This is a genomic window from Nonomuraea sp. ZG12, assembly GCF_052068115.1.
GTDB lineage: Bacteria > Actinomycetota > Actinomycetes > Streptosporangiales > Streptosporangiaceae > Nonomuraea.
Genome location: NZ_JBQHCW010000002.1, coordinates 931492 through 955735, shown reverse-complemented (window position 1 = coordinate 955735; position 24244 = coordinate 931492). Strand labels below are relative to the sequence as shown.

The window sequence follows — 24244 nt, the reverse complement described above, 5'->3', positions numbered from 1 at the left end:
AATTGTAGGGATTCATTCCCACGGTCCCGGGTCACGCGATGACCCGGCTCTCACCACCGTCCACCAGCACCGAAACCCCGTTCATGTACGACGCGCGCTCGCTCGCCAGGAACGCCACCACGTCGCCCACCTCCTCGGGCCGCCCGATCCGGCCCAGCGGCACGGCGGAGGCCCGCTCGGCCATCGCCTCCTCGCCCCCCACCAGGTCCCGCAGCCGCTCGGTGTCGATCGAGCCCGGCATCACGTTGTTGACCAGCACCCCGTCACCGCCGACCTCACGCGCCAGGGTACGCACCAGCCCGGCCACCGCCGAACGGGTGGAGTTGGACAGGGCCAGCCCGTCCAGCGCCTCGCGGGCGGACCGGCTGGTGATCGTGACGATCCGGCCCCACCCCCGCTCGCGCATCTCCGGCAGCACCGCCCGCGCCAGCCGCACGGTGCCGAGCAGGTTGCGCTGGATCGCCAGCTCCCAGTCGGCCATGCTCGCGTCCACGAACCTGCCGGCGGGCGGTCCACCGGCGTTGGCCACCAGGATGTCGACCGGGCCGACCACGTCGCGCGTCTCCCGGACGACCCGCTCGGCGGCCTCCGGGTCCTCCACGTCGGCGAGCACCGCGTGCACCACGCCGCCGAATTCCTGCAGCTCCACCACCGCGTCCGCGAGCCGCTCGGGGTTGCGGGCGCTCACGCAGACGTGGCAGCCCTCCCGCGCGAGACTCTTGGCGGCGGCCAGCCCGATGCCCGCGCTGCCACCCGTGACGAGTGCGACCTTGCCTTTGATGCCGAGATCCATGGGGGCGACTATAGATCCCCGCGGGCGCGTCAGGAGGAGGGGCGCACCCGCAGAAGCTTGTCCGGATTGAGCAGAGTGTAGAGCCCCCGGATACGGCCTTCGTCCACGTCGATCGCGACCAGCTGGCGGTTCTCGCCGAGGTGCGTCCAGAGCACCGGGTGCCCGTTGGCCTCGCCGAGCGTGGTGTCACCGTAGGGATAGCGGGACATCAGCCCGGCCAGGAACGCCAGCACCTTGCGCCGGCCGTGGATCGGGCGCAGCGCCGCCCTGACCCGGCCGCCGCCGTCGCTCCAGGACACGACATCCTCGTGCAGGAGCTCGGTGAGCGCCTCCAGGTCGCCGCCGCCCGCCGCCTCGATGAACCTCGTCAGCAGCCGCGCGTGCTCGCCGGCCGATGGCCGGAACCTGTCGCGGCCCTCGCTCAGCCGCACCGAGGCCCGGTGGTGCAGCTGCCTCGCGTTGACCACCGAGGTGCCGACGATCTCCGCGATCTGGTCGTACGGCAGCTCGAAGGCCTCCCGCAGGACGAACGCCGCCCGCTCGGGCGGTGAGAGGCGCTCCATCAGGTGCAGCGTCGCCAGCGACACCGTGTCGCGCAGCTCGGCGGTGTCCAGCGGGCCCGCCTCCGCCGTCGTAACCGGCTCGGGCAGCCAGGGGCCGGTGTAGGCCTCCCGCTTGACCCTGGCCGAGCGGAGCTGGTCCAACGCCAGCCGCGACACCACGGTCACCAGGAAGGCCCGGGGCTCCTCGATGTCGCTCCGGTCCGTGCCCGACCAGCGCAGCCAGGCCTCCTGCACCACGTCCTCGGCGTCCCACATGCTGCCGAGCAGCCGGTAGGCCAGTCCGGTCAGCGTCGCCCGATGGGCCTCGAAATCCTCGACCTGACTCACTCTTGGCAGCGTAGTCATCCCGGCCGGAGCCCAGCGGGTGGGTGGAAATACGGCGGCAGGCGTGATGAGCTGGGCGGGTGGCACGCAACTTAGTCCTGTCGGGAGGCCCGTTCCACGACTTCGACGCCACGTCGGCGGCGCTCACCGAGGTGCTGGCCGAGGTGGGGGTCGAGTCCGAGATCACCGAGGACATCGCCGGCGCGCTGAGCGAGCCGTCGGAGGTCCAGCTCATCACCGTCAACGCGCTGCGCTGGCAGATGAACGCCGACCGCTTCGCCGACCTGCGCGACCGATGGAGCTTCCGGCTCCCGGCCCAGGCCCGCACGACCCTGCTGGACCACCTCGACCGTGGCGGCGGCCTGCTGTGCATGCACTCGGCGGCGATCTGCTTCGACGACTGGCAGGGCTGGTCGCGGGTGCTCGGCGGCTGCTGGGACTGGTCCACCTCGCACCACCCGCCGCTCGGCTGGACCGGCGTGCGGACGCACGGCGGCCACCCGGTGGTGGAGGGGCTGCGCGACTTCGACCTCGTGGACGAGGTCTACAGCGACCTCGACGTGCTGCCCGACGTGCGCCCGCTCGCCTCCTCGCGCGGCCAGCCGCTGATGTGGGCCCGTCCCGTACGGCGCGGCCGGGTGTTCTACGACGCGCTCGGCCACGACACCCGCTCCTACGGCAACGAGATCCACCGCACCCTGCTGCAACGGGCCGCGTTGTGGCTGCTGAAGCGCCCCGTGACGGTCACGGACTGAAGAATGTCACAGGCGCCTGAGATCCTCGGGGCGTGGAACTCGTAGAACGCGTCGACGAACAGGACGATGTGCTCGGCGTGGTCGAGCGCGCGGAGGCGACCGGCAGAGGCTGGCTGCACCGGATCGCCACCACGATCTGCCGTGACGAGCAGGGCCGGATCCTCGTGCACCGGCGCCCCGGCCACCTCGCCCGCTTCCCCGGCTACTACGACGTGACGGTGGGCGGCGCCGTCGGGGTCGGGGAGGCCTACGCGCAGGCGGCGGCCAGGGAGCTGGCCGAGGAGCTCGGCGTGCGGGTGCCGGTGCGGCCGGTGCTCAAGTTCCTCTGCCGGGGCGTGGCCGGCCCCTACTGGCTGGGGGTGCACGAGGCCGTCGTCCCGCGCGAGCCGCGCCCGGATCCGGAGGCGATGTCCTGGCACGGCTGGATGAGCGAGGACGAGCTGCGGCTGGCGGTGTGGCGCTGGCCGTTCATCCCGGACGGCCAGGACGCCTTCTGCCGCTACCTCGCCGCCTGCGCCGCGCCACGCTGAGCGGCCGCGCCACCCCACGCGGGCCGCGACATGCGGGTCAGCGGGCGAAGCGGCGGGCCGACTCCGACTCCTGGGCCAGGCGGCGCAGCGCGTCGAAGGCCCGGCCGTACAGGACCGTGCCCAGCACCAGGGCCTCCACGGCGGCGTCGCGCGGGCCGTCGTAGGGGATCGTGTCCAGCTCGACCTCGGTGACCAGCCGATCGGCCGCCTCGGCGTACGGCGTCAGGTCGGCGGCCAGGCCGAGCTGGCGCATCCTGATCACCGTCTGCGCCAGCTCGTTCCTGGCCGGGGCCTCGGGCGTGACCTGCCAGCCCAGGCGGTCGAGCAGGGCGTCCACCTGGGCGCGGGCGGTGTCCCATTCGGGGGTCGGCTCGGGCGCGACCGTGGGGCTCAGGGCGTACTGCGCGGTGCCGAGCAGCTGGTGGACCGGCAGAGACTCGTCCTGCACCGCGTCGACCACCTTCTTGATCGCGGCGACCGGCAGCCTGCCCACCTCCAGGAGTGCCCTGATCAGGCGGAGCCTGCGCAGGTGGGACTCGTCGTAGTCGGCACGGGTGGCCGCCACCTGCTCGCCCTGGTGGAGCAGGCCCTCACGGAGGTAGTACTTGATCGTGGGGATGGCCACGCCGGACCTGGTGCTCAGCTCGGACATGCGCATCTGGTGGATACTACCGCTATCCAGATCGGGCCAGGTGCCGGGCCGCGCTGATCAGGTCGTGCACGTCCGCCTGACGGTTCCACAGCAGGACGACCTCGATCGGCGGCACCTCCTCGGCGATCGGCACGAACGTCAGCCGCTCCGGCACCGGAGTGCCGTCACGCACGCAGAGGGCGTAGCCGGCTCCCTCGCTCACCATGGCGATGGCCAGATCGTGGGTGGCGGCGGCGGGGCCGAGCCGGGGATGCAGGCGCTGCCGTACGAACGCCTCCAGGAACCGGCGGGCGCCGGCCACCGCCTCCGACTCGGGCATGATCAGCGGCTCGCCCGCCAGCGCGGCGAGCGACAGCCGCTTCTGCGAGGCGAGCCGGTGGTCGCGCCTGAGCAGCGCACGCACGGGGGCGCGGTGCACGAGCATCCGGGCCACGCCGCGCGGCAGGGAGCCGGGCGCGTACCCGAGCCCCGCCTGGATCGCGCCGTCCATGATGGAGATGATCTGCTCGGCCGTGCCCATCGGAGCCACCCGGGGGCCGGCGTGGTGAATCTGCGACAGCAGCCGGGCCACCACGTCGCTCAGTCCGTCGGCCACCCCGAGCCGGGTCGTCCGCTCCTCGGTGCGGGCGGCGAGCATCGCCCGCTCGAAGGCGTCCACCGCGACGGTGGCCTGCGCGAGGAACACCTCGCCCGCCTCGGTGAGCCGCACGCCACTGGAGGAACGGGTGAAGATCTCCACCCCGACCTCCTTCTCCAGCGCCTTCAGCTGCTCCGACAGGGTGGGCTGGGCGATCCGCAGGATGGTCGCGGCACGACGCAGGCTGCCCGCGCGGGCGATCGTGATCGCGTAGCGGATATGGCGTAAATCCATCGCTCACCTCGGGGTGAAGGTGATGGGCTCTTGATGATCGCACTTCATCTGACATATGTGGATAGCCGGAGTGAAGAGCGTCAGTTGACCAAGGGTGAGGATATTCACCCTTTACGAGGTTTGTCGCGGTCTGTTCCCGAGCAAGCGCTTGGCTTGATGGCCCATGCGGCGATAGCGTGTCCGGCAGGAGGTGGCCATGCAGCCCTTCGCCGGGCGGGCGGCCGTCGCCGGGATCGGCATGACGGCGCTGACCCGTGCCTCCGGCCGCACCGAGCTGGAGCTGGCCGTCGAGGCGTGCCGGGCGGCCTGCGCCGACGCCGGGATCGAGGCCCGTGAGGTGGACTCGGTGCTCAGCTATCACCTGAACGACTCCGTGCCCGTGACCCAGGTCGCCCGTGCGCTGGGCATGGAGCGGCTGGGCTGGCACAACGACCTGGCGGGCGGCGGCACCCAGGCGGCCTCGATCCTGGGGGATGCGGCCATGCTGATCCACGCCGGTCTAGCTCGAAATATCCTCATTTATCGCGCTTTGAACGGTCGTTCCGGGAAGCGGATGAATGCCGTGTCCACCGGGCCCCAGGAGCGGTTCACGTACGGGATGGCCGGCCCGATCCCGATGTTCGCCATGGCCGCGACCCGCTACCTGCACGAGACCGGGCTCGGCGAGCGGCACCTGCACGCCGTCGTCGCCCAGTCCAGGGCCAACGCCGCCGCCAACCCGCGCGCCCTCAGGCGCGAGCGGCTGCCGTACGAGGACTACCTGGCCAGGCCGTACGTCTGCACGCCGCTGCGCACGGTGGACTGCTGCCAGGAGACCGACGGCGCCTGCGCGCTGCTGATCAGCGGCGTGCTGGACGGGCCGCGCGTCCAAGCGGTCGTACGCGGGGGCGGGCTGGGCAGCTCCGCCATGGACCGCGCACCGGACGTCACGGCGGTCTTCTCCGCGTACGTGGCGCCGGCCCTGTGGCGGGCCTCGGGGATGCGGGCGTCGGATGTGGACGTGGCGATGCTGTACGACGCGTACTCGTGGCTGGTGCCCCGGCAGCTGGAGGACTTCGGGGTCGTGGGGCGGCCCGAGCTCGGGCCGTACCTGATGGAACGGCGGCACGCCTGGGTGAACCCGCACGGGGGGCTGCTGTCGGAGGGGTACGTGCACGGCCTGAACAACGTGGCGCAGGCCGTGCGGGAGCTGAGGGGCGGGCGTGCGGTGGCGCTGGTGACGGGGTTCGGCGGGAGTTACGGGAGTGCGGCGCTGCTGGCGAGCTGACGCACGCTCGCTTTCCTCTGTCGCAGACGTGGGTGACCTTCTGCAGGCCCGGCTTGCCTATGGTCGTGCCCTGCGGTCAGTGTCCGCCAGTGACCGGCGCGGGCGGGACGGCGGAAGCGGGCGTCGGGTTCTGCTTGCGGAAGGTCAGGAACAGCGCGGCTCCGACGACGACGGAGAGCACCCCCAGCGCGCCGATGCCGCCCTGCAGACCGCCGGTGAAGACCGCCAGCCCCGCCACGACGAGAGGGGAGAGGAACTGGCCGACGTACGCCGTGCCCGTCCAGAGCCCGGTGCCGCGCCCGCGCTGGGGGAACTCGACGTTGTCCAGCACCCAGGAGATGAGGGTGGGAAAGAGCAGGCCGCTGGCGAATCCGGTGATGACGGCGCCGGCCATCACCACCGTGACGCTCGACGAGGCGAAGACGATGACGAGCCCGAGTCCCGATGCCGCGAACTCGATGGGCAGGAGCACCCGCCTGCCCAGCCTCGCGAACCGCCCGTAGAGCGCCGCGCCGACGGCGATGGCGATGGCGAGCACACCGGTCAGCAGGCCGGTGGTCGCGGTGGACGTGATCCCGATCGAGGTCAGCACGGTGGACAGTTGAACGATGAGGATATAGAAGACGACGCCGCCGAACAGCGTGACCCCGCACGGCGCGGCGAGCGCGCGCCACGGAGTGCCGGCCGGACGCGGATCCGCCGGCTCCGACGACCGCTGGGGCGACCACAGGAGCCACGTCATCGGGACGACGAGCACCAGCGCGATCGCGTAGACCCAGAACGGCGCCCGCCAGCCCCCGACCCCCAGCGCGCCGCCGAGCGCGATGAAGACGACCCCGCCCAGCGACGCCGTCGTCGCCTGGAGACCGATGTAGCGGTCGCGCTTCTCCTTCCAGTAGTCGCCGATCAGCGTGATCGCCGCCGTCGCGATGCCGGCCTCGAACACGCCGACGAACACGCGGCTGACGATGATCGAGCCGATGTCGTCGAGCCAGAGGGGCGCGGTGCCGGCGACCGCGTAGCCGGCCATGCCGACCTGCAGCACCCGCAGCCGGCCGAGCCGGTCGACGAGCTGCCCGGCGAACGGCGCGGTCAGCCCGATGACGAGCGCGGGGACGGTCAGCACGATCGGCACCAGGACCTCGACGCCCGGCACGGATGCGAAGTGCTGGGCGATGAGCGGGAGCACGGGTGCGATCAGGACCGCCCCGAGCACGGGCATGGAGCTGGCCGCCAGCAGCAGGATGAGTTGTGGCAGCCCTGCGGTTCGGGAGGCGTCGGTGTTCATGGGGACCTCACGGCGTTGGGGGGTGGAGTGGGACGGATTCAGGGACGCGTGCGAGGGCGGGACCGGGCCTTCGGGATCAGATGCGGTTCGCGTCCGGCGACGACCGTGTTGCGGAGGGTGCCGAGCCCCTCGACCGTCATCGTGACCACGTCTCCGGGCTGCAGCGGGGGCAGGTCGGTGCGGCCCCGGCCCCACAGCTCGGCGAGGCAGCCGCCGTTGCCGCAGGTGCCGGAGCCGAGGACGTCACCGGGACGGACCTCGGTGCCGCGGCTGGCGTAGGCGACGAGGTCCTCGAACGGCCAGCTCATGTTGGAGAGCAGGTCACGGCCGATCTCGACGCCGTTGACCGCGACCGTCATGCCGAGCGCGAGGAAGCCGTCGACGTCGCGGTAGGGCTCGAGTTCGTCGGCCGTGACCAGAACGGGCCCGAGCGTGGTGGCGAAGTCCTTGCCCTTGCAGGGCCCGAGGCGGACGGCCATCTCGCGGAACTGGAGGTCACGTGCCGACCAGTCGTTGAAGATCGTGTAGCCGGCGATGTGCGCGGACGCGTCGCCGGGGGCGATGTCGGCGCCACCCCGGCCGATGACGGCCGCGACCTCGCACTCGAAGTCCAGCCGGGAGCAGCCGGGCGGCACTGCCACATCGTCGTGCGCGCCGACGAGCGCGTACGGGTTGGTGAAGTAGAACGTCGGTGCCTCGTACCACTCCGCTCCCACACCGGCCCCGGATGCCATCCCCTCGACGTGCTCCTCGAACGCGACGAAGTCGCGCACCGTGGGTGCCTCGACCGGTGGCAACAGCCGCAGCCCGGCCAGCGGGACGGCGTCGCCGTCGGCCACGGCGCGGGCTCCGGCGTCGCTGAGTCCGTCGGTACGGAGCAGGTCGAGCACCGTGGTCCCGGCAGGGAGGCGCAGCAGTGTGTCGTCCTGCACCACTCCGCACCGCACCTGCCCGTCGGCTTCTGAGACCGTGGCGAAACGCATCGTCCGGCCCTCAGACGGGCGGGGCCATGAACAGGCCCTTGTCCGGGTCGTTGAACGACTTCCTCGCGACGAACTCGTCCATCCGGTTGGCGGTGCCCCACTGGTCGGCCACATCGGGATCGGAGAGATCGTGCAGGCCGGGGTGCCAGGCGTCCTCGTCCAGGCGCTCCAGCTCGGTCGTGTACTCGATCGTGTTGCCCTGCGGGTCGAGGAAGTACGAGAAGGTGTTGTTGCCGGCCTTGTGCCGGCCCGGTCCCCAGATCTTCTCGACCCCGGCCCGCAGGAGACGGCCGGTACCCCGCATGTACTCGTCGATCCCGCGCAGCTCGAAGCTCGCGTGGTGCAGGGACGGGTGCGGGCAGCGGGCGATCGCGAAGCTGTGGTGCCACGGGTTGCACCGCAGGAACCACATCATGTGACCATTGCGCGGGTGGGTGAGGATGTCCGAGAGCGCGAAGCTGAGGTGGCGCTCGTAGAACGCGACGGTGGCCTCGGGATCGGCGGAGTTGACCACCACGTGCGACAGGCGCACCGGGATCGACTCGCCCTCCTCGATCTTGCGGTGGGTTCGCTGGGCGACATCGGCGGAGATCTCGACGGTACGGCCCTCGTTGTCGAAGAACCGGAACCCGTAGCCGCCGCCGGGCGTCGTCAGCGCTCCCGGCTCCGACACGAGCGTCACGCCGTCCCGCGCCAGCCGGCCGGCGAGTGTGTCGACGTCGGCCTGGGTCGCGGCACCGAACGCGATGAGGTCGATGCGCTTGTCGACGGACTGACGAAGGCGCATGACGTACTGCTCGGGCGAGCCCTCCGCGGCGAGGAAGGACAGCCCGGAGTCCGTGGCGACTTCTGTGAGACCCCACTGGCCGGTGTAGAACGCCTGCTGGGCGGCCAGGTCGGGCACGGCGAGGTCGACGTGCCGTATGTGCGTGATCAGGCGTGGAGGCGCCGTGTCGGACATCAGGATTCCTTTCCGGGGACGAGCCCCAGCTTCTGTGCGGTGCCGCCGGCGATCGCGGCCCGGTCGTCCGCGTCCAGTCCGGCGGCGTCGAGGCGGGCGAGCGGATCGGGCACGCCCATGTCGAAGGGGTGGTCGGAGCCGAGCACGACCCGGTCGGCGCCCACGGCCGCGACCAGAGCGCGCAGCGCCTGCGGGGTGTGGACGAGCGAGTCGAACCAGATCCGGCGCAGGTACGCCGAGGGTGCTTCGGCGCATTGCCGGGCCTCGCTGCGCACCTGCCAGGCGTGGTCGGAGCGGCCGAGATAGGTGGGCAGGTAGCCGCCGCCGTGTGCCGCGACCACCCGCAGGTCCGGGTGGCGGTCCAGGACCCCCGAGAAGATCAGATGCGAGAGGGCGACGGCGTTCTCGACCGGTTGCCCGACCGTGTTGGCCAGGTAGAACCGGTCGAGCCGCTCATCGAGCGAGCAGCCGAAGGGGTGCAGGAACACCACGGCGGCAGTCTCGGCGGCCCGCGCCCAGAACGGGTCGAGGCGCGCGTCCGATAATTCGACGCCGGGAGCGAAGGAGGAGATCTCGACGCCCTTGAGCCCGAGACCGAGGGCATCGTCGAGAGCGGCGACGCACAGATCGGGATGTTGCAGGGGGACCAGCCCGAATCCCACCAGCCGGTCGGGAGCCTGGGCGACGACGGCCGTCACGCCCCGGTTCGCCGCCCGGCACACCGCGGTCGCGAGATCGGGGCGGGCCCAGTAGTGGTAGTGCGACGGGGACGGCGAGACGACCTGCACGTCCACGCCCGCCGCGGCCATGTCGGAGAGGCGCCGCGCCACGGTCGTCAGTGCGGGCAGGGCCGCCCGGACCATCTGCCCCGACACCGCCATCGACTCCGCGCCGTGGCGCCGCGCCTCCAGCGCGCGGAGCTCGGCGAGCTCCGGCTCGTCGGCGACCAGCGCCTCCACCTCGGCGACGAGGCAGTGGGCGTGCACGTCGATCACGAGGTCCCTTGACTCGATGGGCGCGTTCACGGCTGCTCCATGAGCAGGGAGTGGACCCGGCCCATCAGTCCTGGCAGGTCGCCGCGCTCGCCGGCCAGCAGCCATCGGCACATCTGCACCGAACCCTCGACCACCGTGCGGGCGCGGTCGAGCCGGCGTGCGGTGAACGCCGACCACAGGTCCTCGTCCAGGGTGTCGCGGGTGGTGAGCAGCTCGGCCAGGACCAGCGCGTCCTCCAGCGCCTGAGCAGCACCCTGGGCCAGCGTCGGCGGGCAGCAGTGGGCGGCGTCGCCGATCAACACCGTGCGGCCGCGGTGCCACGGCCCGTCCAGGAGATGCCACTCGAACCACGTGTAGTTCACCCGGGACGGGTCGGTCAGGTTCTCGCGGATGTCGTCCCACGCGCCGTGGTAGTGCTCGGCGAGCCCGCGCATGGTGGCCAGCCGCTCATCGGCGGAGAGCGCGCTGCGGTCCCGCGCGTCCTCGACGAGGTAGGCGTAGAGCGTGTCCTCACCGGTCGGGCAGTACCCGGCGATGTAGGCCGCGCCGCCGTAGCAGAGGTCGGTGCGGGTCACCGACGGCGGCCGCCGCGCGAACGCGCGCCAGATCCCCATGCCCACCGGTTCGGTCCTCAACTGGACGCCGAGCGTGTCACGGGTCCACGACCGCACCCCGTCGGCACCCACGACGAGGTCGTAGCGAGCGCGCGTGCCGTCGGAGCACCCGAGGTCGACCCCGTGGTCGTCCTGCTCGAGCGAGACGGGCCGGACACCGGTCCGCACCCTCGCGCCCAGGCCGGCAGCGCGCTCGACGAGCAGGCGCGCCAGGTCGGGGCGGTGGATCCCCACCGTGGCAGGAAGGTCCGGACCGCCTGTCCGGGTGTCGGTCATCTCGGCCAGAAGCGCGCCGTCCGGCGTGCGCAGGGCGGCCGAGTCGAAGGCGTACCCCGCCTGCTCGACCCCTTCCCACACCCCGAGGCGACGCAGCACGCGCAGTGCGTTGCCTTGCAGCGTGACACCCGACCCGAGGGCGCCCACCTCCGCCGTGGTCTCGATGACGTCCACCGGCACGCCGGCTTCGGCGAGGAGGATGGCGACGCCCAGACCGGCGATTCCGGCGCCGATGATCCCGACGGACTCGACCGCGGTCACGGCGCGACCACCCGCGTGCGCTGAACGCCCAGCCCGGTGATCGTGCCGGTCATGACGTCGCCCGCGCGCAGCAGACGGCCGTGGGCGATGCCGTTGCCCGCCGGGCTGCCGGTGAGCAGCAGGTCACCGGGCCGCAGTGGGGTCGTTCGCGACGCGGCCGCGACGATCGCGGCGACGTCGCAGATCATGTCTTCGGTGGACTCGTCCTGCATGACCTCTCCGTTGAGCTCGAGCCGGACCCGCGGGTGCTCGGGCACGAACTCCGCGGGCACCAGGTAGGGGCCGAGCGGGGTGAAGCCAGGAGCGTTCTTCGCGCGGAACCAGTCGGAGCCGATCGCCGGCATGTCGCGGCGGAACACCAGGTCACGCGTGGTCAGGTCGTTGGCGATCGTGTAGCAGGCGACGTGTTCGAGGGCGCGCTCGCGATCCACGCGGAACGCCTCCCGGCCGATCACGACGGCCAGTTCGAGCTCCCAGTCGTGCTGCTGCGAGTAGGCGGGGAGCACGACGTCGTCGTAGGGGCCGGTGATGGCCGAGGGCAGTCCGATGAACAGGTACGGCTCGCTGTCGGCGGTGCGGCGCTCCATCGCCGCCGTGGCCTCGGCTCGCACCTCGGACTCGGGCCGGTCACTGGCGGCGTGCTTGACCGCGAGCTCGACGACGTGCGTGCGATAGTTGGCTCCGGCCTGCAGGACCTGCCCCGGCACGAACGGACGCCGGAGGTGTTCTTGCTCCAGCGGGCGGGTGGCCTGGTCGGTCAGCGTGCGCAGCGTCCGTAGCACCGAGTCCCAGTCCTGCAGGAGCGCGTGCACGGTCGGCCCGAGGTCGGAGAGGTCACGCCAGGCAGGGTCCCCGTCAAGATCAACGACCAGCGCGGGCCGCTCCGCGGTGCCGTCGGCGACCGTGGCGAGGGCGAAAGGGGCAACCACAAGTGGTCCTTCCATCCATGTGCTGTGATGGCCACCACTGTCTGCCCGACCAACCGCATCGGGGAAGCTGAAATAGCTGATGCCCCACATCAGGCAGACGAATGTCGTTTCAGCAGGCGGTGCTTCCCCCGCGAACCCTCAGGTTCGTCGGTCGAGGTGCCGGGTCGTCTCGGTGAGGACCGACCGCAGCCAGGCGTGCTCCGGGCTGCGGGTGTGCAGCGGATGCCACCAGAGCGTCTCCACCACCGGCACCACGTCCCAGGGACAGGTGAGCACCCGGAGCCGGTTGCCGGAAGCCAGCGCTTCCGCCAGGTGACGCTGGACGAGCCCGAGCCGGCGGCTTCCGACGATGTAGAACGGCAGGACGAGGAAGCTCTCGACGACCACCTGGACCCTGGGCTCGATGCCCAGTTGCTCCAGCTGTCGCACGGCGGACAGGAAACGGGTCGGTCCGTGGTAGGTGAGCACCCACGGCATCTCGGCGACGTCCGCCATGGTCAGGGCATCACCGACGGCATCGTTGTCCTGATCGGCCACGCACACCCATTCGTCGGTGAACAGGTCGACCGAGGGGAGGTTGAACACGAATCCGCGCGGCAGGATCATGCCGTCCACCCCACGGAGCCAGTCGGCCGGGGTGTCCGTCAGGGTGCTCGAATGACTCTCGAACCGCAGCGAGACACCCGGGGCCTGGTCCGCGAGCACCTGCGCGACCCGCGGACCGATCACGGCCATGGCGTAATCCGAGGCCTGCACGGTGAAGGTGCGCCTGGAGGTCGCCGGATCGAACACGGCCTCACTGGCGAACACGCGCTCGACCTCGTTCAGTGCGTGTGAGGTGCGGAGCCGCAGGGTCTGGGCGAGCGGGCTCAACTCGGAGGTGTTGCCTGAACGGATGAGCAGGGGATCGTCGAAGTGCCGCCGCAACCGGGCGAGCGCGGCCGAGAGGGCGGGCTGGGACAGGCCCAGGCGCGCGGCCGCGCGCGTCACCGACCGCTCCTCCAGCAACACGTCCAGCGACACCAGGAGGTTCAGGTCCAGGTTCGACAGGTTCACGGCGGCCTCCACATCGCGCTCCCTTTCAGGGTATTCAGCCCAACCGATGACGGAGGTGCAGGTCATCAGTCGCACTGATGGCAGGTATACGCGAAATCAGCTTCCCGAGCGGAGTACGCGGGCAGGAGGGTAGACGCATGAGTGACGATGCTGTCGGCGATCCGCGGATCGAGGACTTGGGTGGCGGCCTCTACGCCTACGTGCAGCCCGACGGCGGTTGGATGATCAACAACACGGGGATGCTCGTCGGGCGGTCCGGGACGGTCGCCGTCGACACCTGCTCGACGGAGCGGCGCACCCGCGCGTTCGCCGCCGCCATGCGTGCCGTGTCGCCGGGACCGGTGCACACCCTCATCAACACGCACAGCCATCCCGACCACACGGCCGGCAACGCCTGGCTGCCCGGGGCCACGATCGTCGCGCACGAGGACACCCGGTCGGAGATGCTGGTCATGGCCGCCGCGCCGCCGCTCACCGGGATCTTCGAGCCGATCGACGAGGGCTCGCTGCCGTCGGCGCCACCGTTCCTGACCTACCGCGAGGGCGTGACGCTGTGGGTCGACGACCTGCGCTGCGAGGTCCGCCATGTGGGCAGTCCGGCGCACACCACGAACGACTCGGTCATCTGGGTGCCGGAGCGCTCCGTCCTGTTCGCAGGCGACCTGCTGTTCGCGGGCGGAACGCCCTTCCTTCTTTCCGGTTCGGTCGCGGGCTCGATCGCGGTCCTCGAAGACGTGATCGCCGCGTTCGGCGCCACGACGATCGTGCCCGGCCACGGTCCGGTGTGCGGACCCGAGGCCATCGATGACGCGCTGGGGTACCTGCATTTCGTCCAGGAGGTCGCGAAGCAGGGCGTCGCGGCGGGGCTCTCGCCGCTCGACGCCGCACGTCAGTGCGACCTCGGTCAGTACGCCGGATGGCTCGACAGTGAGCGCATCGTCGGCAACCTGCACCGCGCCTACGCCGAGGAGAACGGCGCCGAGCCGGGCGCACGCATCGACATCCCGGGCGCGTTCCGCGACATGGTCACCTACAACGGCGGCCGCCCGCTGACCTGCCGGGCCTGACCCGGCCTGTCGATTATCCGGCGGGCGTCGCGAGCCGCAGGTGGAGCCCGCCGGGTAATCGACAGGCAGCTATCTCACGACCCGGAACCGCAGGTGCGTGACCGCGTTGGAGGCGATCACCTGTGTACGCGTCAACTCGATGTGGCCAAGGTCCTCCAACAGCCGGCTTCCGGCACCCAGCACGACCGGCACCAGATTGATCAGCAACTCATCCAGCAGCCCGGCGCGGAGGAACTGCCGTCCAGTCAGGGCGCCCATCACGATCACGTCCTTGTCGCCGGCGGCGTCCCGGGCGGCCTTCAGAGCGGCCTCGATACCGTCGGTGACAAAGGTGAACGTCGCGCTCTTCATGGCGAGTTCGTCGCGAGCCTGGTGGGTGAGCACGAAGGTCGGCACCGGATAAGGAGTGTCCTGCCAGTGCGGCAGGCCGACGTCGAACGTGCGCCTGCCGACCACGACCGCGCCGGCCGAAGCGGACATCGCGGCGATGACGTCCTTGTCGCGCGGGTCGGGCCGGTCGGTGAACATCCACTCATGCAGCCGCATGCCGCCCTTACCCATGGGATGCTCCGCACCGATGTCCGGACCGGCGACGAAACCATCCAACGACATGCTCTTGTACAGCACCACCGTGCCCATGGAGCCCTCCTGATCGCTGTCCTCAGAAGGTGGACCACCCGGTCCCTCGAAAGTCATCGGCGCGGTACGGCTTCTCCGATACGTCCCCCGGCGGGTTTCGCGAACGTGCGGGCCTGGCAGGAGAACTCAGCCGCATTGATGCTGTCACCTGCCTGGATGTTTTCCGGGTGTTGTCGTCACGGCGGGAGCAGCCTAGTTCTCGACTTAAGACTATCCTTGAATTTGAGAGGTTCTCTTGGCTTGGACGGTGAAGGTCACGGACGAGTATGCCGCCTGGGTTCGGCATCCTGATCAAGGAGGATCTTGATTCGGCGACTCAGGTCGCGCAGGCCGTCGCCGCACTCCGAGAGGAAGGACCGACGCTGGGTAGGCCACTTGTCGACAGGCTCAAGGGAAGCTCCCTGCATCACCTGAAGGAACTGCGGTCGGGCTCGCATGGCCGGTCGGAGATCAGAATCATTCTCGCCTTCGACCCCACCCGTGCGGCGCTGTTGTTGCTGGGCGGGGAACTGGGAGCGGTGGTACAAGGAGAACATTCCCCTGGCCATCCAGCTCTACATCGACTACACCAGCGACGACGAGGAGTGAACATGCCGAAGCGGGCACCAGGGGACTGGGGCGATCTGGAGCGGCAGTTGCACGCGGCCGGCGTTTCTCCCTCCGTGATCGAGGCAGGCGCCAGGAAACTGCTCGCCGAGGCGAGAGGCCATCAGCTGGCTGAGGCCCGCAAGCAGCTCGGTTTCGGCCAGAAGGACGTCGCGGGGGCCATGGAGGTGAGTGTCGCCCGGGTCTCGCAGATCGAGCACGGCGAGGTTACCTCTATCGAGGTGATCGCCCGCTATGTCGAGGCGCTCGGAGCGCGTCTTGATCTGGTCGTCGATTTCGGCGACCGGACCCTGCGCCTGCCCGTGAGCGAGAAGTCTCTGGACAGCGCCGCCTGACATCACGACGATCTCATCGTTCCCCGAACCAGTCGGGGCTAGTAGCCCACGGTGAGCCAGGAACGGTGCGTCGTAGGAGTCTCGAGCTCGTCGGCGAACGCGATGGCGTAGTCCTCGACGCCGATCGCCGAGTGACCGTCCGGATCGGACACCAGCGCGGTACGGCTCGTCCGGTACGTCCCCCGCCGGGCTCCGGGAACGTGCGGGCCGAACTCGGCGGCGGGCACCAGCACGAACCAGTCGAGCTCGCCGTGAGCAGCCTCCAGCGTGTCGAGCGCCCGCTGGTGGGCGGTGACGCGCGCCCGCAGCGCGTCGGGGAACGCGGCGGTGTCACCGAGCCGGGGTCCCCCCTCCATCAGCGGCAGGACGGCCGAGCCGCCCACGACGCCCAGCCGGGCGCGGCGATCGACGGCGGGAAGCAGTGCCTCGACACCGGCGGCGATCCCGCCCTCCGCGCTCAGCGCCGGCAGGGCCACGGCGACGACGTCGGCGTCGGCGGTCACTCGCGCCACGAAGGCGGGGTCGTGCACGGTGCCTGTGACGGAGGATGCGCCCGCAGGCCACGTGCCCCCTCCGGTTCGGGAGACGGCCACGACCTCGTGGCCGCGGGTGGTGAATTCCCGGATGAGGGCTGAGCCGGCGAAACCGGTGCCCAGGACGACGATCTTCATGATGTTCCCCCTGATGGTCAGCCGGGCGGTCTCACGTCACCGCGGCGATACACACTCTCGGCGGAGAGCCCCGAGTTGCCAAACGCGACGTTAGCCGCTTACTTTTCATTAGTGACTACACCGTGTGGCGAACAGATCAGTGATCAGGCCTGCGGGGAGTTCCGCCGCGTGACCGAGTTCGCCGGCCGCAAGTGGAACGCGGCGATCCTTATGAGCCTGCGCCTCGGCCACGGACGCTTCTCGGAGCTGCGCGCGCACGTCGAGGGCATCTCCGACCGGCTCCTCTCGGCGCGACTGCAGGAGCTGACCCGCGAAGGGCTCGTGCACAAGGAGGTAACCCCCACCTATCCCGTGCAGGTGCGCTACTCCCTGACCGACGCCGGCCACGAGCTCATCCAACTCCTGCACCCGCTGGTCGGCTGGGCACACCGCTGGCCCCGCCCCGCCGACCCCCTCCCGCCGCACGCAGATGGGCACGCGTCCTCGCCAAGCCTCGCCGGCCGACCCGGCGACTAGAGCAGCCGCTCCGGATCGTTCGCCGGCGCCGAACCGGTCGAGCCCGCCTCACCCACCGGAAGCGCGGATGTCACCGCACTGCCGCGATGGCCTGGGCCGCCACAACGTCGATCATGGCTTGGGCGGTGGCGTTACCGATCGGCTTGCCGTCGCGCACCAGACGTCCGGGCACGTTGGCACCGCTGACGTTGATCGTGATCACCACGTTGCCCTTGCGCAGGACGGCCTTGCCCTCACCACGCTTGGCCTCGCCGACTTCGTAGACGTAATACACGTAGTAGCCCTCGTCGAAGTGCTCGCCCGCCTTGGCGGAGCCCACCTGCTTGACCGTTCCCCTCACCGAGGGCGCACCGCCGAAGATGCTGGGCTGCCGGTAGTCGCTCCTCCTCATGGTCGCGAAGCTCTTCCTCGCGTCAGCCACGGAAGCGGGAAGTCCCACGAACCCGGCGTCATAGGTGATGCCCAGATCCCTGAACCTGAACGGCGGGTCGTCGCCGGGGTCGTTGCTCCACTTGCAGGCCGGGTTGAGCCGGTCCTTCTTCCCCTGCAGCATCCCGATCCTCGACCGGGTCGACGCGGTCAGCACACGGCAGGGGTTCGCGGGCACCGTGTGCTTGGCGCTCTCAGAGGGTGGTTCGGACGGGGGCGCGGCCTCCTGCCTCTGCTGGGAAGGACTGGCCGCGGGGCTCGCGGCGGAGGGCTGGGGCGCCGGCATGAGCCCACACGCGGTGGCCGTTCCCACCAGGAGCGTCACACCCAGGAGGCCGCGCAACCGCTTCACTGTCCGTCCTCCACGAGAAGACCGCCTGCCGACCGTCCCCGCGACGGCCGTGATCAGTACGGCGATCCGTGAGTTTTGCACCTCCGTCGGCACCGGAGAAGACCGGTTCGCGCCAAACTCCGCCTTATTCACGCCACTCTTCGGTCCTGGGCGCTGGAGTCCCTCATCGGCGGACTGCGTGGAAGAGCGCCGTGCCGTCAGCGCGGCGGGGGTTGCGCGACCACGAACGTGCCGCGACCTCTCACGGCTCGGAGTGCGCCCTGCTCATTGAGGGTACGGATCGCCGCTCGCACAGTGTTGCGGCTGACACCGAACTCCTCGCACATCTCGGCTTCTGACGGGACGGCACGGTTTGGTTCGGATCGGCGTGGGAGTCGATCGCGGCAATGAGGTCATGCGGCGGCTGTCGCCTGGCTCTGTGGCGTCGATGGTGTCGCCGAGGCGGACCGGCGACTGGCCGGCCGAGCCGACGCCGGGAGTCGAGGGCACCTGCGTCAGCCAGAGTCCTTGGCTGCGGCCCGCCGCAGCGCATCGGCTGTGGGAGAGCCTGCTCGACGGCCATGCCCGATGAACCGCGTGCGGGTCCGGTGCCGCCCCGTCGCCATTCAACCGCCCAGTGTGACTGCGCGGCTGCGCAGTAGTTCGAACGAGAGTCAAAGGCGCAAAGGGGAAATATCAATTACCGAATTGTCATAGATTCTGCCCTTTGGGAATCAGTGTCTCGTCTGCCCGTGTTACGGGTTTTTTGATCAAGTTATTGTGATCTAGATCGTGTTGATCACTGGCGATCTTCGATGAATGATCAAGGCTGACAATTCGAACTAACTTTCACGGAAGGTGTCTGTGGACGAGTTAGGCAGCCGATCGATCTTCAGCAAGAGACCAAGACGGAGACTCGCGGTCGCAACGACGCTCACGGTTGCGGCATCGTTGCTGGTCGCGGTTCCCATCACGCAAGCCGTGGCCGACCCCGACGCACAGGCCGCGGCCAAGGGCCCGGCGGTGACCACGTTCCCGCGCCCGGAGGACCCGGACGCGGCTCTGCGCGCCGCGGTCGAAGAGGCGAAGAAGCGGGACAAGCCGGTCGCGGTTCAGGCCGCCTACACGGAGACCTCACGTACGTGGGCATATCCGGACGGGCATCTGGCCACCGAGTCCTATGCCGGTCCGGCGCAGCTCAGGCAGGGGGACGGTTCCTGGGCGTGGATCGACACCTCCCTGGTCGAGCAGAACGGCGTACTGAAGCCCAAGCTGGCCAAGGCCAACGTGCGACTGTCGGCAGGCGGATCCGACCCGTTCGCGACCATGACCCTCGGCAGGGAGAAGTCGTTCGGCCTCTCCTGGCCGACTGAGCTGCCTCGCCCGCAGATCAAGGGCAACGTGGCGACCTACCCGGGCGTCGCGGGACCGTCGGGCGACCTGGTCGTGACGGCGCTGCCGACCGGCTTCCGGCATGACATCGTGCTGCGCGAGCGGCCCACCGGCCCGGTGGAGTTCCGCATCCCGGTGCAGGCCAAGGGGGTCACGCTCAAGAAATCCAAGGCTGGCGGGCTCTCCCTGACAACAGCCAAGAACAAGGAGGTCGCCTCCGCGCCCGCGCCGCTGATGTGGGACGCGGCGGCCGAGAAGCCCAGCGCCGACCGCCCGGGTCGCCAAGCCAAGATCAAGACCACGGTGGAGGGCAAGGACGGGGCGACCGCCCTGCTGCTCAAGCCGGACGCCGGCTGGCTGGCCGACCCCGCCACCCAGTACCCGGTCACGATCGATCCGACCACGACGCTCGGGGTGACCCAAGAGGTTTCCATCGAAGCACCGAACTCCCAGTTGTCACCGGGGCAGGTCGGCAAATACGCGGAGTGCATTTCGAGGTGCTCGTCGGGGGGCACTGCCGTCTACGAGATCCGGCCCACTCGTTCGCTGATGGCGTTCGACACGGCGCCGATCACCGGCAAGCAGGTGGTCAAGTCCACCCTGCAGCTGCGGCTGAAGAGCGAGGTGTACGACTTCAACTGCGGCGAGTTCCAGGGGATCGCAGCACAGCGGATCACCCAGCCGTGGGAGGCCGATGACACCTTCTGGGAAGACCAGCCGGAGAGTACGGAGGAAGGCCGGGCGTCGGTCGACCCGTGCGCACTGCCCCCGACACCCGGGTCGGTGTGGAGCTGGAACCTCACCGACATGACCAGGCTGTGGGCGTCCGGCACGGCCAACCACGGTTTCGTCATGAGGCTGACGGACGAGGAGACGGCCCCGCCCAACTTCGATGAGTCGTACCAATTCTGGTCCGCCATGTGGAACCCCAGCGATGCGCCCAAGCTCAGCGTGGACTGGGTGCTGCCCCCGGAGATCCCCACCGTGACCGCCGAGTCCATCGACTCCATGGACGGCAACGACGCGATCGCCCGCAGCCAGAACGTCAAGGTGACGTACAAGTCGGCCGTGGCGGAGGCGACACCGCTCAACTACACGGTGACGGTCAACGACTCGACCATGGCCGCGCCGGCCGTCGAGTTGCCCACGGGGGAGGCCGCGTACTGGAAGTTCGACGAGACCTCAGGCGCGACCCTCACCGACTCCTCCGGCAACAACCGCTCTGCCACCTTGAGCGGTGCTCACACCCGCGAGCCCGCCCAACTCGGCCAGGCGGTGAAGTTCACCGGTGGCAACGCCAAGACCAGCGGCCCGGTCATCAACACCAACCAGAGCTTCACCACCACGGCCTGGATACGGCTGGACAGCAGCACCACCAGTCAGAACGTCCTGTCGCAGATGGGCGTCAACTTGCCCGGCTTCAATTTGTCGTACGAGACCTCAACCGCGCTCGAGTTCGACCAGCGCTGGTGGTGGACCATGATCAAGGAGGACCACCCGACCGACGTTCGGCAGTCCTCGGTCCAGTCCAAGGACCTCGCCAAGATCGACGAATGGACTCACCTGGCCGCCCAGTACGACAAGACAGCGGGCAAGATCCGCCTGTACGTGGACGGTGTGCTGTCCGGCGAAGCCGACCACACCGCCAACTGGAACGCCCGAGGCGCCTTCGAGATCGGCAGCACGGGATATCCCCTCGGCGGCAACCTTCAGGGGGCTCTGGACGACCTCCATGTCTACCAGCGGGCGCTGACCGCCAACGAGATCCGCACCCTGGTCGGCGTGCCCGGCACCACCACCCACAACAACATCCCGTCCGGCCAGGCGCTGGACAAGGTCTTCGCGCTGGACAACCCGGCCAGCTTCAAGTTCGTGGTCAAGGCCTGCCGAGCCGGCGTGACGCCGCCCTCGTGCAACGAGAGCCCGGCCTACCGCATCACGAGCGACGCCCCGGCGCTGCCCTCCGACAACCAGACCGGCATGGCCGACCCAACCCAGCCCATCCTCTCGGGCATGGTCAACCGGCCCTCCGGCGGTCCGGTCACGGCCAAGTACTACCTGTACGACAGCACCGGCGCACCCGTCGCGTCCGCGCCGCTCGGCGCACGCACTGTCAACGGTGGTGAACGCGCGTCCTTCCAGATCCCTGCCAACACCGTGCAGCCGGGAAGTACGTACAAGTGGCAGATGACTGCGTGTGTCACCGGCCCGCAGAACGGCGGCACCGACCCGGACCCGGACCCGGATCCCGACCCCACCCCAACCCCGGACCCAGATCCCACTCCGACCCCCGACCCGGATCCTGACCCGGATCCTGATCCAGACCCGACGCTGCCTCCCGGCCTGGTGGCCGCCTATGCCATGGACGAGGGCACCGGCACGACCGTCACCGACGCGACCGGCACCAACGACGGCACCGCGGACAGCACCTCCTGGGTCACCGGAAAGTACGGCAAGGGGCTGTCCTTCAACGGCGATTCCAGTTCCGTTTTCATCAACGACTCCCCGTCGCTGCGGATGACCAACGCCCTGACCCTGTCAGCCTGGGTCAAGCCCAGCACCGTCGACGACTACCAGGCAGTCATCGCCAAGGACTACTTCACCAACTTTGATATGTCCTACGCCCTGTACGCGTCCGGCGAGGGCGGCGTCCCGATGGGCTGGTACTCCACAGAGGACGGACCAGACGGGGCGCTGGGTGAAAGCCCTCTGACGCGCAACACGTGGGCCCACCTCGCCTTCACCTATAACAGTTCCGGCGCCAGGCTCTACCGCAACGGCTCCCTGATCGGCGATTTCCCCTCCGCCGGCACCATCGCCGATGACGGCGGTGCCCTTCACCTCGGCGGCGACACCCCCTACGGCGACTTCTTCGAGGGCGTCCTCGACGACGTCCGCATCTACAACCGCGCCCAAACCGCCGCCGAAATCACCACCGATATGAACACCCCACTCGGAGGTACGAGTAACGCCGCTCGGGCGACCATGAGCAGCACCGCCGACACGACCCCGGGCACTGGCGGTGAGGTCTGCACCTCCAAGACGGAACCCATCAGCTTCACCACCCCTGGCACACCCCCAACCGGACAGGAGGAGGATATCCGGAACCTGACGTTGGGCAAGGACAGTTTCGTCATCAAAACCGCCAAGACCGACCCGACCGCCTGTAACGGTGCCCCGTGTACGGTAAGCGATTCGCCTACCATGCAGATCGGGGGTGTTGGTGCCGACAAGACGGCGGCAGTGATCGGCTTCAGGCTCGATGAACTCCCCGACGGTGCAGTTGTGTCGGAAGCAATCCTCAAGCTCGGGGCATCCGCCTGCCAGGCAGGTACATGCCCGACGGATGCGATCATCACCGCGACCCCGTTGAAGAGTCCAGTAACGAGCGAGAGCAAGGGTTCCGATCTGGCGGCAGACGCCGACCCAGGCACAACCCCGCACACCCTGCCAGTCACCGGCCCGCAGGCCGACATCGCTGGCAGCGAATATCAGTGGCTGCTGCTCACCTCCAACAAGGACGAGTTCATCACGTTCGCTGATACGGCCGCGGCTGAGCAGCCAACGTTCGCTCTGACCTACCTAGTTGCAGGACCGCCCAGCAAGGTGCTCAACCTCTCCGCTCAAGCGGGAGACGCCAGCGCTATCGCCAGTTGGGGATTGCCAGAATCCAACGGCAGTGTCGCGATGCTGGACGGCTATGACGTCGAGGTCGCCAACAGCAGCGGCACCGTGGTGAAAACTCTCGACGTCAAAGACTCGTACGCGGCAATCACTGGGTTGACGAACGGGGAATCCCACACGGTAAAGGTTCGCGCCAAGACCGCATTCGGACAGAGCGACTGGGAGGCGACTACGGTCATTCCAAAGGCAGTGCCGCCACCCCCGGTTAAGGACACGACCCAACCGTGCAACCCATTCCTGGACGGCGATCAGTCGCAGAGCAAGGCCGCCGCCGAAGAGTCAGGGGTGGTCGAGTACACCCAGCGCGTCAAGGCCTACTACCAGGCGCAGGACGCTGTACTGGAGGGGCGGGCTGCGACGATCTGGGACGTGCCGGGTGTAACCCCGGATGCACCGAGCACCGCGAAGTTGTCGCTGCTGAACACGCCCCTTGTGCAGTACGGGGCTAGCATGGAGCTGATGGAGGAGACGCGTAGCGACTCTAGTGTCACGCTGGACGACGTGGTCGTCAGCCCCGGTGAGAGCGGATCGGTTCACGTTGTCGCCTCCGTTACGCGGACATGGACGCAAACCTCACCCGAAGATGGTTCAGGACAGGCGAGGACCAGCACGCAGGGTGTCGTCCATCCGAGCGAGTCGACCATTTCGATCCACATTTTTGACCGGTGCGGCAACATGACCGTGGTTCAGGCTCCGATGCCGAAGTATCAGGACTCCACGGACGGTTATGACCGCTGCGCCGGGTTCGTTGACCCGGACGGAACGGTACGCGAAGAGTGCGAAGAAACAGAAGGCGGTAGTGCCGGGAGCGCAGGACCGAGTGGACTACGGGGATGGAGTGCTGACAAACGCTGCTCCAGCGAACGTGAAGCCTGCGGTTCCCGAATCCACGGTTGGGACTATCGCACGAAGGGTCTCATGTTTACGTTCACTGGCTACCTCGGATGGAGATACGCAGTAAGCAGTACCACATGGCCTCTTATCGTGGATGAATGGAGTGTATCCGCAGAGGTCGTACCATCGGGATCGTTCGGCAGAAGTAAGGTCGACAAACTGATCCTTAACAATCTTCGGCTCAAGGTCGAGACGGGCTTGACGTTCAGATCCCTGGGCTTCTCTCCTTCCATATCATGGCCTCCCGGTTTCGGAATCGAGCAAAGCGACACTACCGGAAACCTTTCTTACGAGGCGCCTACTAGCGTAAAACGCCTACGCCCCGCTCCTCTTAAGTCGTTCTCCCTAACGTGCGGAACACTAACCTGTGGCGGGTTCACTGGGGTCAAGCACGCAGTGACTGGAACGCTCGAGGTCCTCGCGAAGTGCAAAAGTGGCGCCACTAAACCGGCGCAGTGCGAGGCTGCACCTGTGGCTATTTCAGCTAATGGGTTCGGCGGGAAATTCTGGTGGGCTAAAACCGTGGCGCCTTATAACTTCAGCGACGGAGCAAAGGGGTAAG

The 24244-nt window shown here is 69.0% G+C and carries 22 protein-coding genes and 2 pseudogenes; 9 read left to right on the top strand and 15 right to left on the bottom strand.

What is annotated here, in order from left to right:
• Positions 1-31: 31 nt before the first annotated feature.
• Entirely contained in the window at positions 32-793 is a 762-nt protein-coding gene (locus tag ACTMTF_RS11475) for an SDR family oxidoreductase (RefSeq protein ID WP_397008984.1), read from the bottom strand.
• A gap of 29 nt (positions 794-822) precedes the next feature.
• Positions 823-1683: an RNA polymerase sigma-70 factor gene (locus tag ACTMTF_RS11470; RefSeq protein WP_441110571.1), complete on the bottom strand. Its 861-nt coding sequence runs from the start codon at positions 1681-1683 to the stop codon at positions 823-825.
• 77 nt (positions 1684-1760) lie between these two features.
• Here ACTMTF_RS11470 and ACTMTF_RS11465 point away from each other — a divergent pair, with 77 nt between their 5' ends.
• Together ACTMTF_RS11465 and ACTMTF_RS11460 are read left to right on the top strand one after the other, a co-directional pair.
• Positions 1761-2435 (top strand): ThuA domain-containing protein, encoded by a 675-nt coding sequence (locus ACTMTF_RS11465; RefSeq protein ID WP_441110570.1) that lies wholly within the window; start codon positions 1761-1763, stop codon positions 2433-2435.
• A 32-nt stretch (positions 2436-2467) separates the two neighbouring features.
• Positions 2468-2965, top strand: coding sequence for an NUDIX hydrolase (locus tag ACTMTF_RS11460; RefSeq protein WP_441110569.1), 498 nt, complete (start codon positions 2468-2470; stop codon positions 2963-2965).
• A 37-nt stretch (positions 2966-3002) separates the two neighbouring features.
• Here ACTMTF_RS11460 and ACTMTF_RS11455 read toward each other — a convergent pair whose 3' ends face one another.
• Positions 3003-3623 (bottom strand): MerR family transcriptional regulator, encoded by a 621-nt coding sequence (locus tag ACTMTF_RS11455; protein WP_441110568.1) that lies wholly within the window; start codon positions 3621-3623, stop codon positions 3003-3005.
• Between the two features lie 16 nt (positions 3624-3639).
• Positions 3640-4488 carry a LysR family transcriptional regulator gene (locus ACTMTF_RS11450; protein WP_441110567.1) on the bottom strand — a complete coding sequence of 283 codons (849 nt, stop codon included), beginning with the start codon at positions 4486-4488 and terminating at the stop codon, positions 3640-3642.
• Positions 4489-4684: 196 nt separating this feature from the next.
• Here ACTMTF_RS11450 and ACTMTF_RS11445 point away from each other — a divergent pair, with 196 nt between their 5' ends.
• Positions 4685-5755 carry a thiolase C-terminal domain-containing protein gene (locus ACTMTF_RS11445; RefSeq protein ID WP_441110566.1) on the top strand — a complete coding sequence of 357 codons (1071 nt, stop codon included), beginning with the start codon at positions 4685-4687 and terminating at the stop codon, positions 5753-5755.
• A 76-nt stretch (positions 5756-5831) separates the two neighbouring features.
• On the opposite strand, the gene ACTMTF_RS11440 is transcribed toward ACTMTF_RS11445, so the two are convergent.
• The 7 genes from ACTMTF_RS11440 to ACTMTF_RS11410 all read right to left on the bottom strand — a co-directional run bounded on the left by ACTMTF_RS11440 (position 5832) and on the right by ACTMTF_RS11410 (position 13130).
• Positions 5832-7043 carry an MFS transporter gene (locus tag ACTMTF_RS11440; protein ID WP_441110565.1) on the bottom strand — a complete coding sequence of 404 codons (1212 nt, stop codon included), beginning with the start codon at positions 7041-7043 and terminating at the stop codon, positions 5832-5834.
• Positions 7044-7081: 38 nt separating this feature from the next.
• Complete coding sequence (locus ACTMTF_RS11435) at positions 7082-8026, bottom strand: fumarylacetoacetate hydrolase family protein (RefSeq protein WP_441110564.1); 945 nt, start codon at positions 8024-8026, stop codon at positions 7082-7084.
• A 10-nt stretch (positions 8027-8036) separates the two neighbouring features.
• Positions 8037-8987: a VOC family protein gene (locus ACTMTF_RS11430; protein WP_441110563.1), complete on the bottom strand. Its 951-nt coding sequence runs from the start codon at positions 8985-8987 to the stop codon at positions 8037-8039.
• The gene (locus ACTMTF_RS11425; RefSeq protein ID WP_441110562.1) at positions 8987-10012 is read right to left on the bottom strand and encodes an amidohydrolase family protein; all 1026 of its coding nucleotides are present in this window, start codon (positions 10010-10012) and stop codon (positions 8987-8989) included. Before ACTMTF_RS11425 ends, ACTMTF_RS11430 begins: the two co-directional genes overlap by 1 nt.
• Positions 10009-11133: an FAD-dependent monooxygenase gene (locus ACTMTF_RS11420; protein WP_441110561.1), complete on the bottom strand. Its 1125-nt coding sequence runs from the start codon at positions 11131-11133 to the stop codon at positions 10009-10011. The genes ACTMTF_RS11425 and ACTMTF_RS11420 overlap by 4 nt, the downstream gene beginning before the upstream one ends.
• Positions 11130-12062: a fumarylacetoacetate hydrolase family protein gene (locus ACTMTF_RS11415; RefSeq protein ID WP_441110560.1), complete on the bottom strand. Its 933-nt coding sequence runs from the start codon at positions 12060-12062 to the stop codon at positions 11130-11132. Before ACTMTF_RS11415 ends, ACTMTF_RS11420 begins: the two co-directional genes overlap by 4 nt.
• Before the next feature lie 138 nt (positions 12063-12200).
• Positions 12201-13130: a LysR family transcriptional regulator gene (locus tag ACTMTF_RS11410; RefSeq protein WP_441110559.1), complete on the bottom strand. Its 930-nt coding sequence runs from the start codon at positions 13128-13130 to the stop codon at positions 12201-12203.
• A 125-nt stretch (positions 13131-13255) separates the two neighbouring features.
• Here ACTMTF_RS11410 and ACTMTF_RS11405 point away from each other — a divergent pair, with 125 nt between their 5' ends.
• Entirely contained in the window at positions 13256-14185 is a 930-nt protein-coding gene (locus tag ACTMTF_RS11405; protein ID WP_441110558.1) for an MBL fold metallo-hydrolase, read from the top strand.
• A 69-nt stretch (positions 14186-14254) separates the two neighbouring features.
• On the opposite strand, the gene ACTMTF_RS11400 is transcribed toward ACTMTF_RS11405, so the two are convergent.
• Positions 14255-14824, bottom strand: a complete 570-nt coding sequence (locus tag ACTMTF_RS11400; RefSeq protein ID WP_441110557.1) for a dihydrofolate reductase family protein — start codon at positions 14822-14824, stop codon at positions 14255-14257.
• Between the two features lie 266 nt (positions 14825-15090).
• Between ACTMTF_RS11400 and ACTMTF_RS11395 the strand changes: the two are divergent.
• A pseudogene (locus tag ACTMTF_RS11395) lies at positions 15091-15270 on the top strand (type II toxin-antitoxin system RelE/ParE family toxin); the annotation flags it as partial.
• 144 nt (positions 15271-15414) lie between these two features.
• Entirely contained in the window at positions 15415-15765 is a 351-nt protein-coding gene (locus ACTMTF_RS11390; RefSeq protein WP_441110641.1) for a helix-turn-helix domain-containing protein, read from the top strand.
• 38 nt (positions 15766-15803) lie between these two features.
• On the opposite strand, the gene ACTMTF_RS11385 is transcribed toward ACTMTF_RS11390, so the two are convergent.
• On the bottom strand, positions 15804-16436 hold the full coding sequence (locus ACTMTF_RS11385; protein WP_441110556.1) for an NAD(P)-dependent oxidoreductase: 633 nt from the start codon (positions 16434-16436) through the stop codon (positions 15804-15806).
• A gap of 168 nt (positions 16437-16604) precedes the next feature.
• On the opposite strand from ACTMTF_RS11385, the gene ACTMTF_RS11380 reads away from it, so the two are divergent.
• Positions 16605-16952, top strand: coding sequence for a winged helix-turn-helix transcriptional regulator (locus tag ACTMTF_RS11380; RefSeq protein ID WP_441110555.1), 348 nt, complete (start codon positions 16605-16607; stop codon positions 16950-16952).
• A gap of 70 nt (positions 16953-17022) precedes the next feature.
• Here ACTMTF_RS11380 and ACTMTF_RS11375 read toward each other — a convergent pair whose 3' ends face one another.
• Together ACTMTF_RS11375 and ACTMTF_RS11370 are read right to left on the bottom strand one after the other, a co-directional pair.
• Positions 17023-17505, bottom strand: a complete 483-nt coding sequence (locus tag ACTMTF_RS11375; protein ID WP_441110554.1) for a hypothetical protein — start codon at positions 17503-17505, stop codon at positions 17023-17025.
• Between the two features lie 425 nt (positions 17506-17930).
• A pseudogene (locus ACTMTF_RS11370) lies at positions 17931-18086 on the bottom strand (GntR family transcriptional regulator); the annotation flags it as partial.
• A 65-nt stretch (positions 18087-18151) separates the two neighbouring features.
• Between ACTMTF_RS11370 and ACTMTF_RS11365 the strand changes: the two are divergent.
• Both ACTMTF_RS11365 and ACTMTF_RS11360 read left to right on the top strand, forming a co-directional pair.
• Complete coding sequence (locus ACTMTF_RS11365) at positions 18152-18304, top strand: hypothetical protein (protein ID WP_441110553.1); 153 nt, start codon at positions 18152-18154, stop codon at positions 18302-18304.
• 272 nt (positions 18305-18576) lie between these two features.
• Positions 18577-24243 (top strand): LamG-like jellyroll fold domain-containing protein, encoded by a 5667-nt coding sequence (locus ACTMTF_RS11360; protein WP_441110552.1) that lies wholly within the window; start codon positions 18577-18579, stop codon positions 24241-24243.
• The last annotated feature ends 1 nt before the right edge of the window (position 24244 follow it).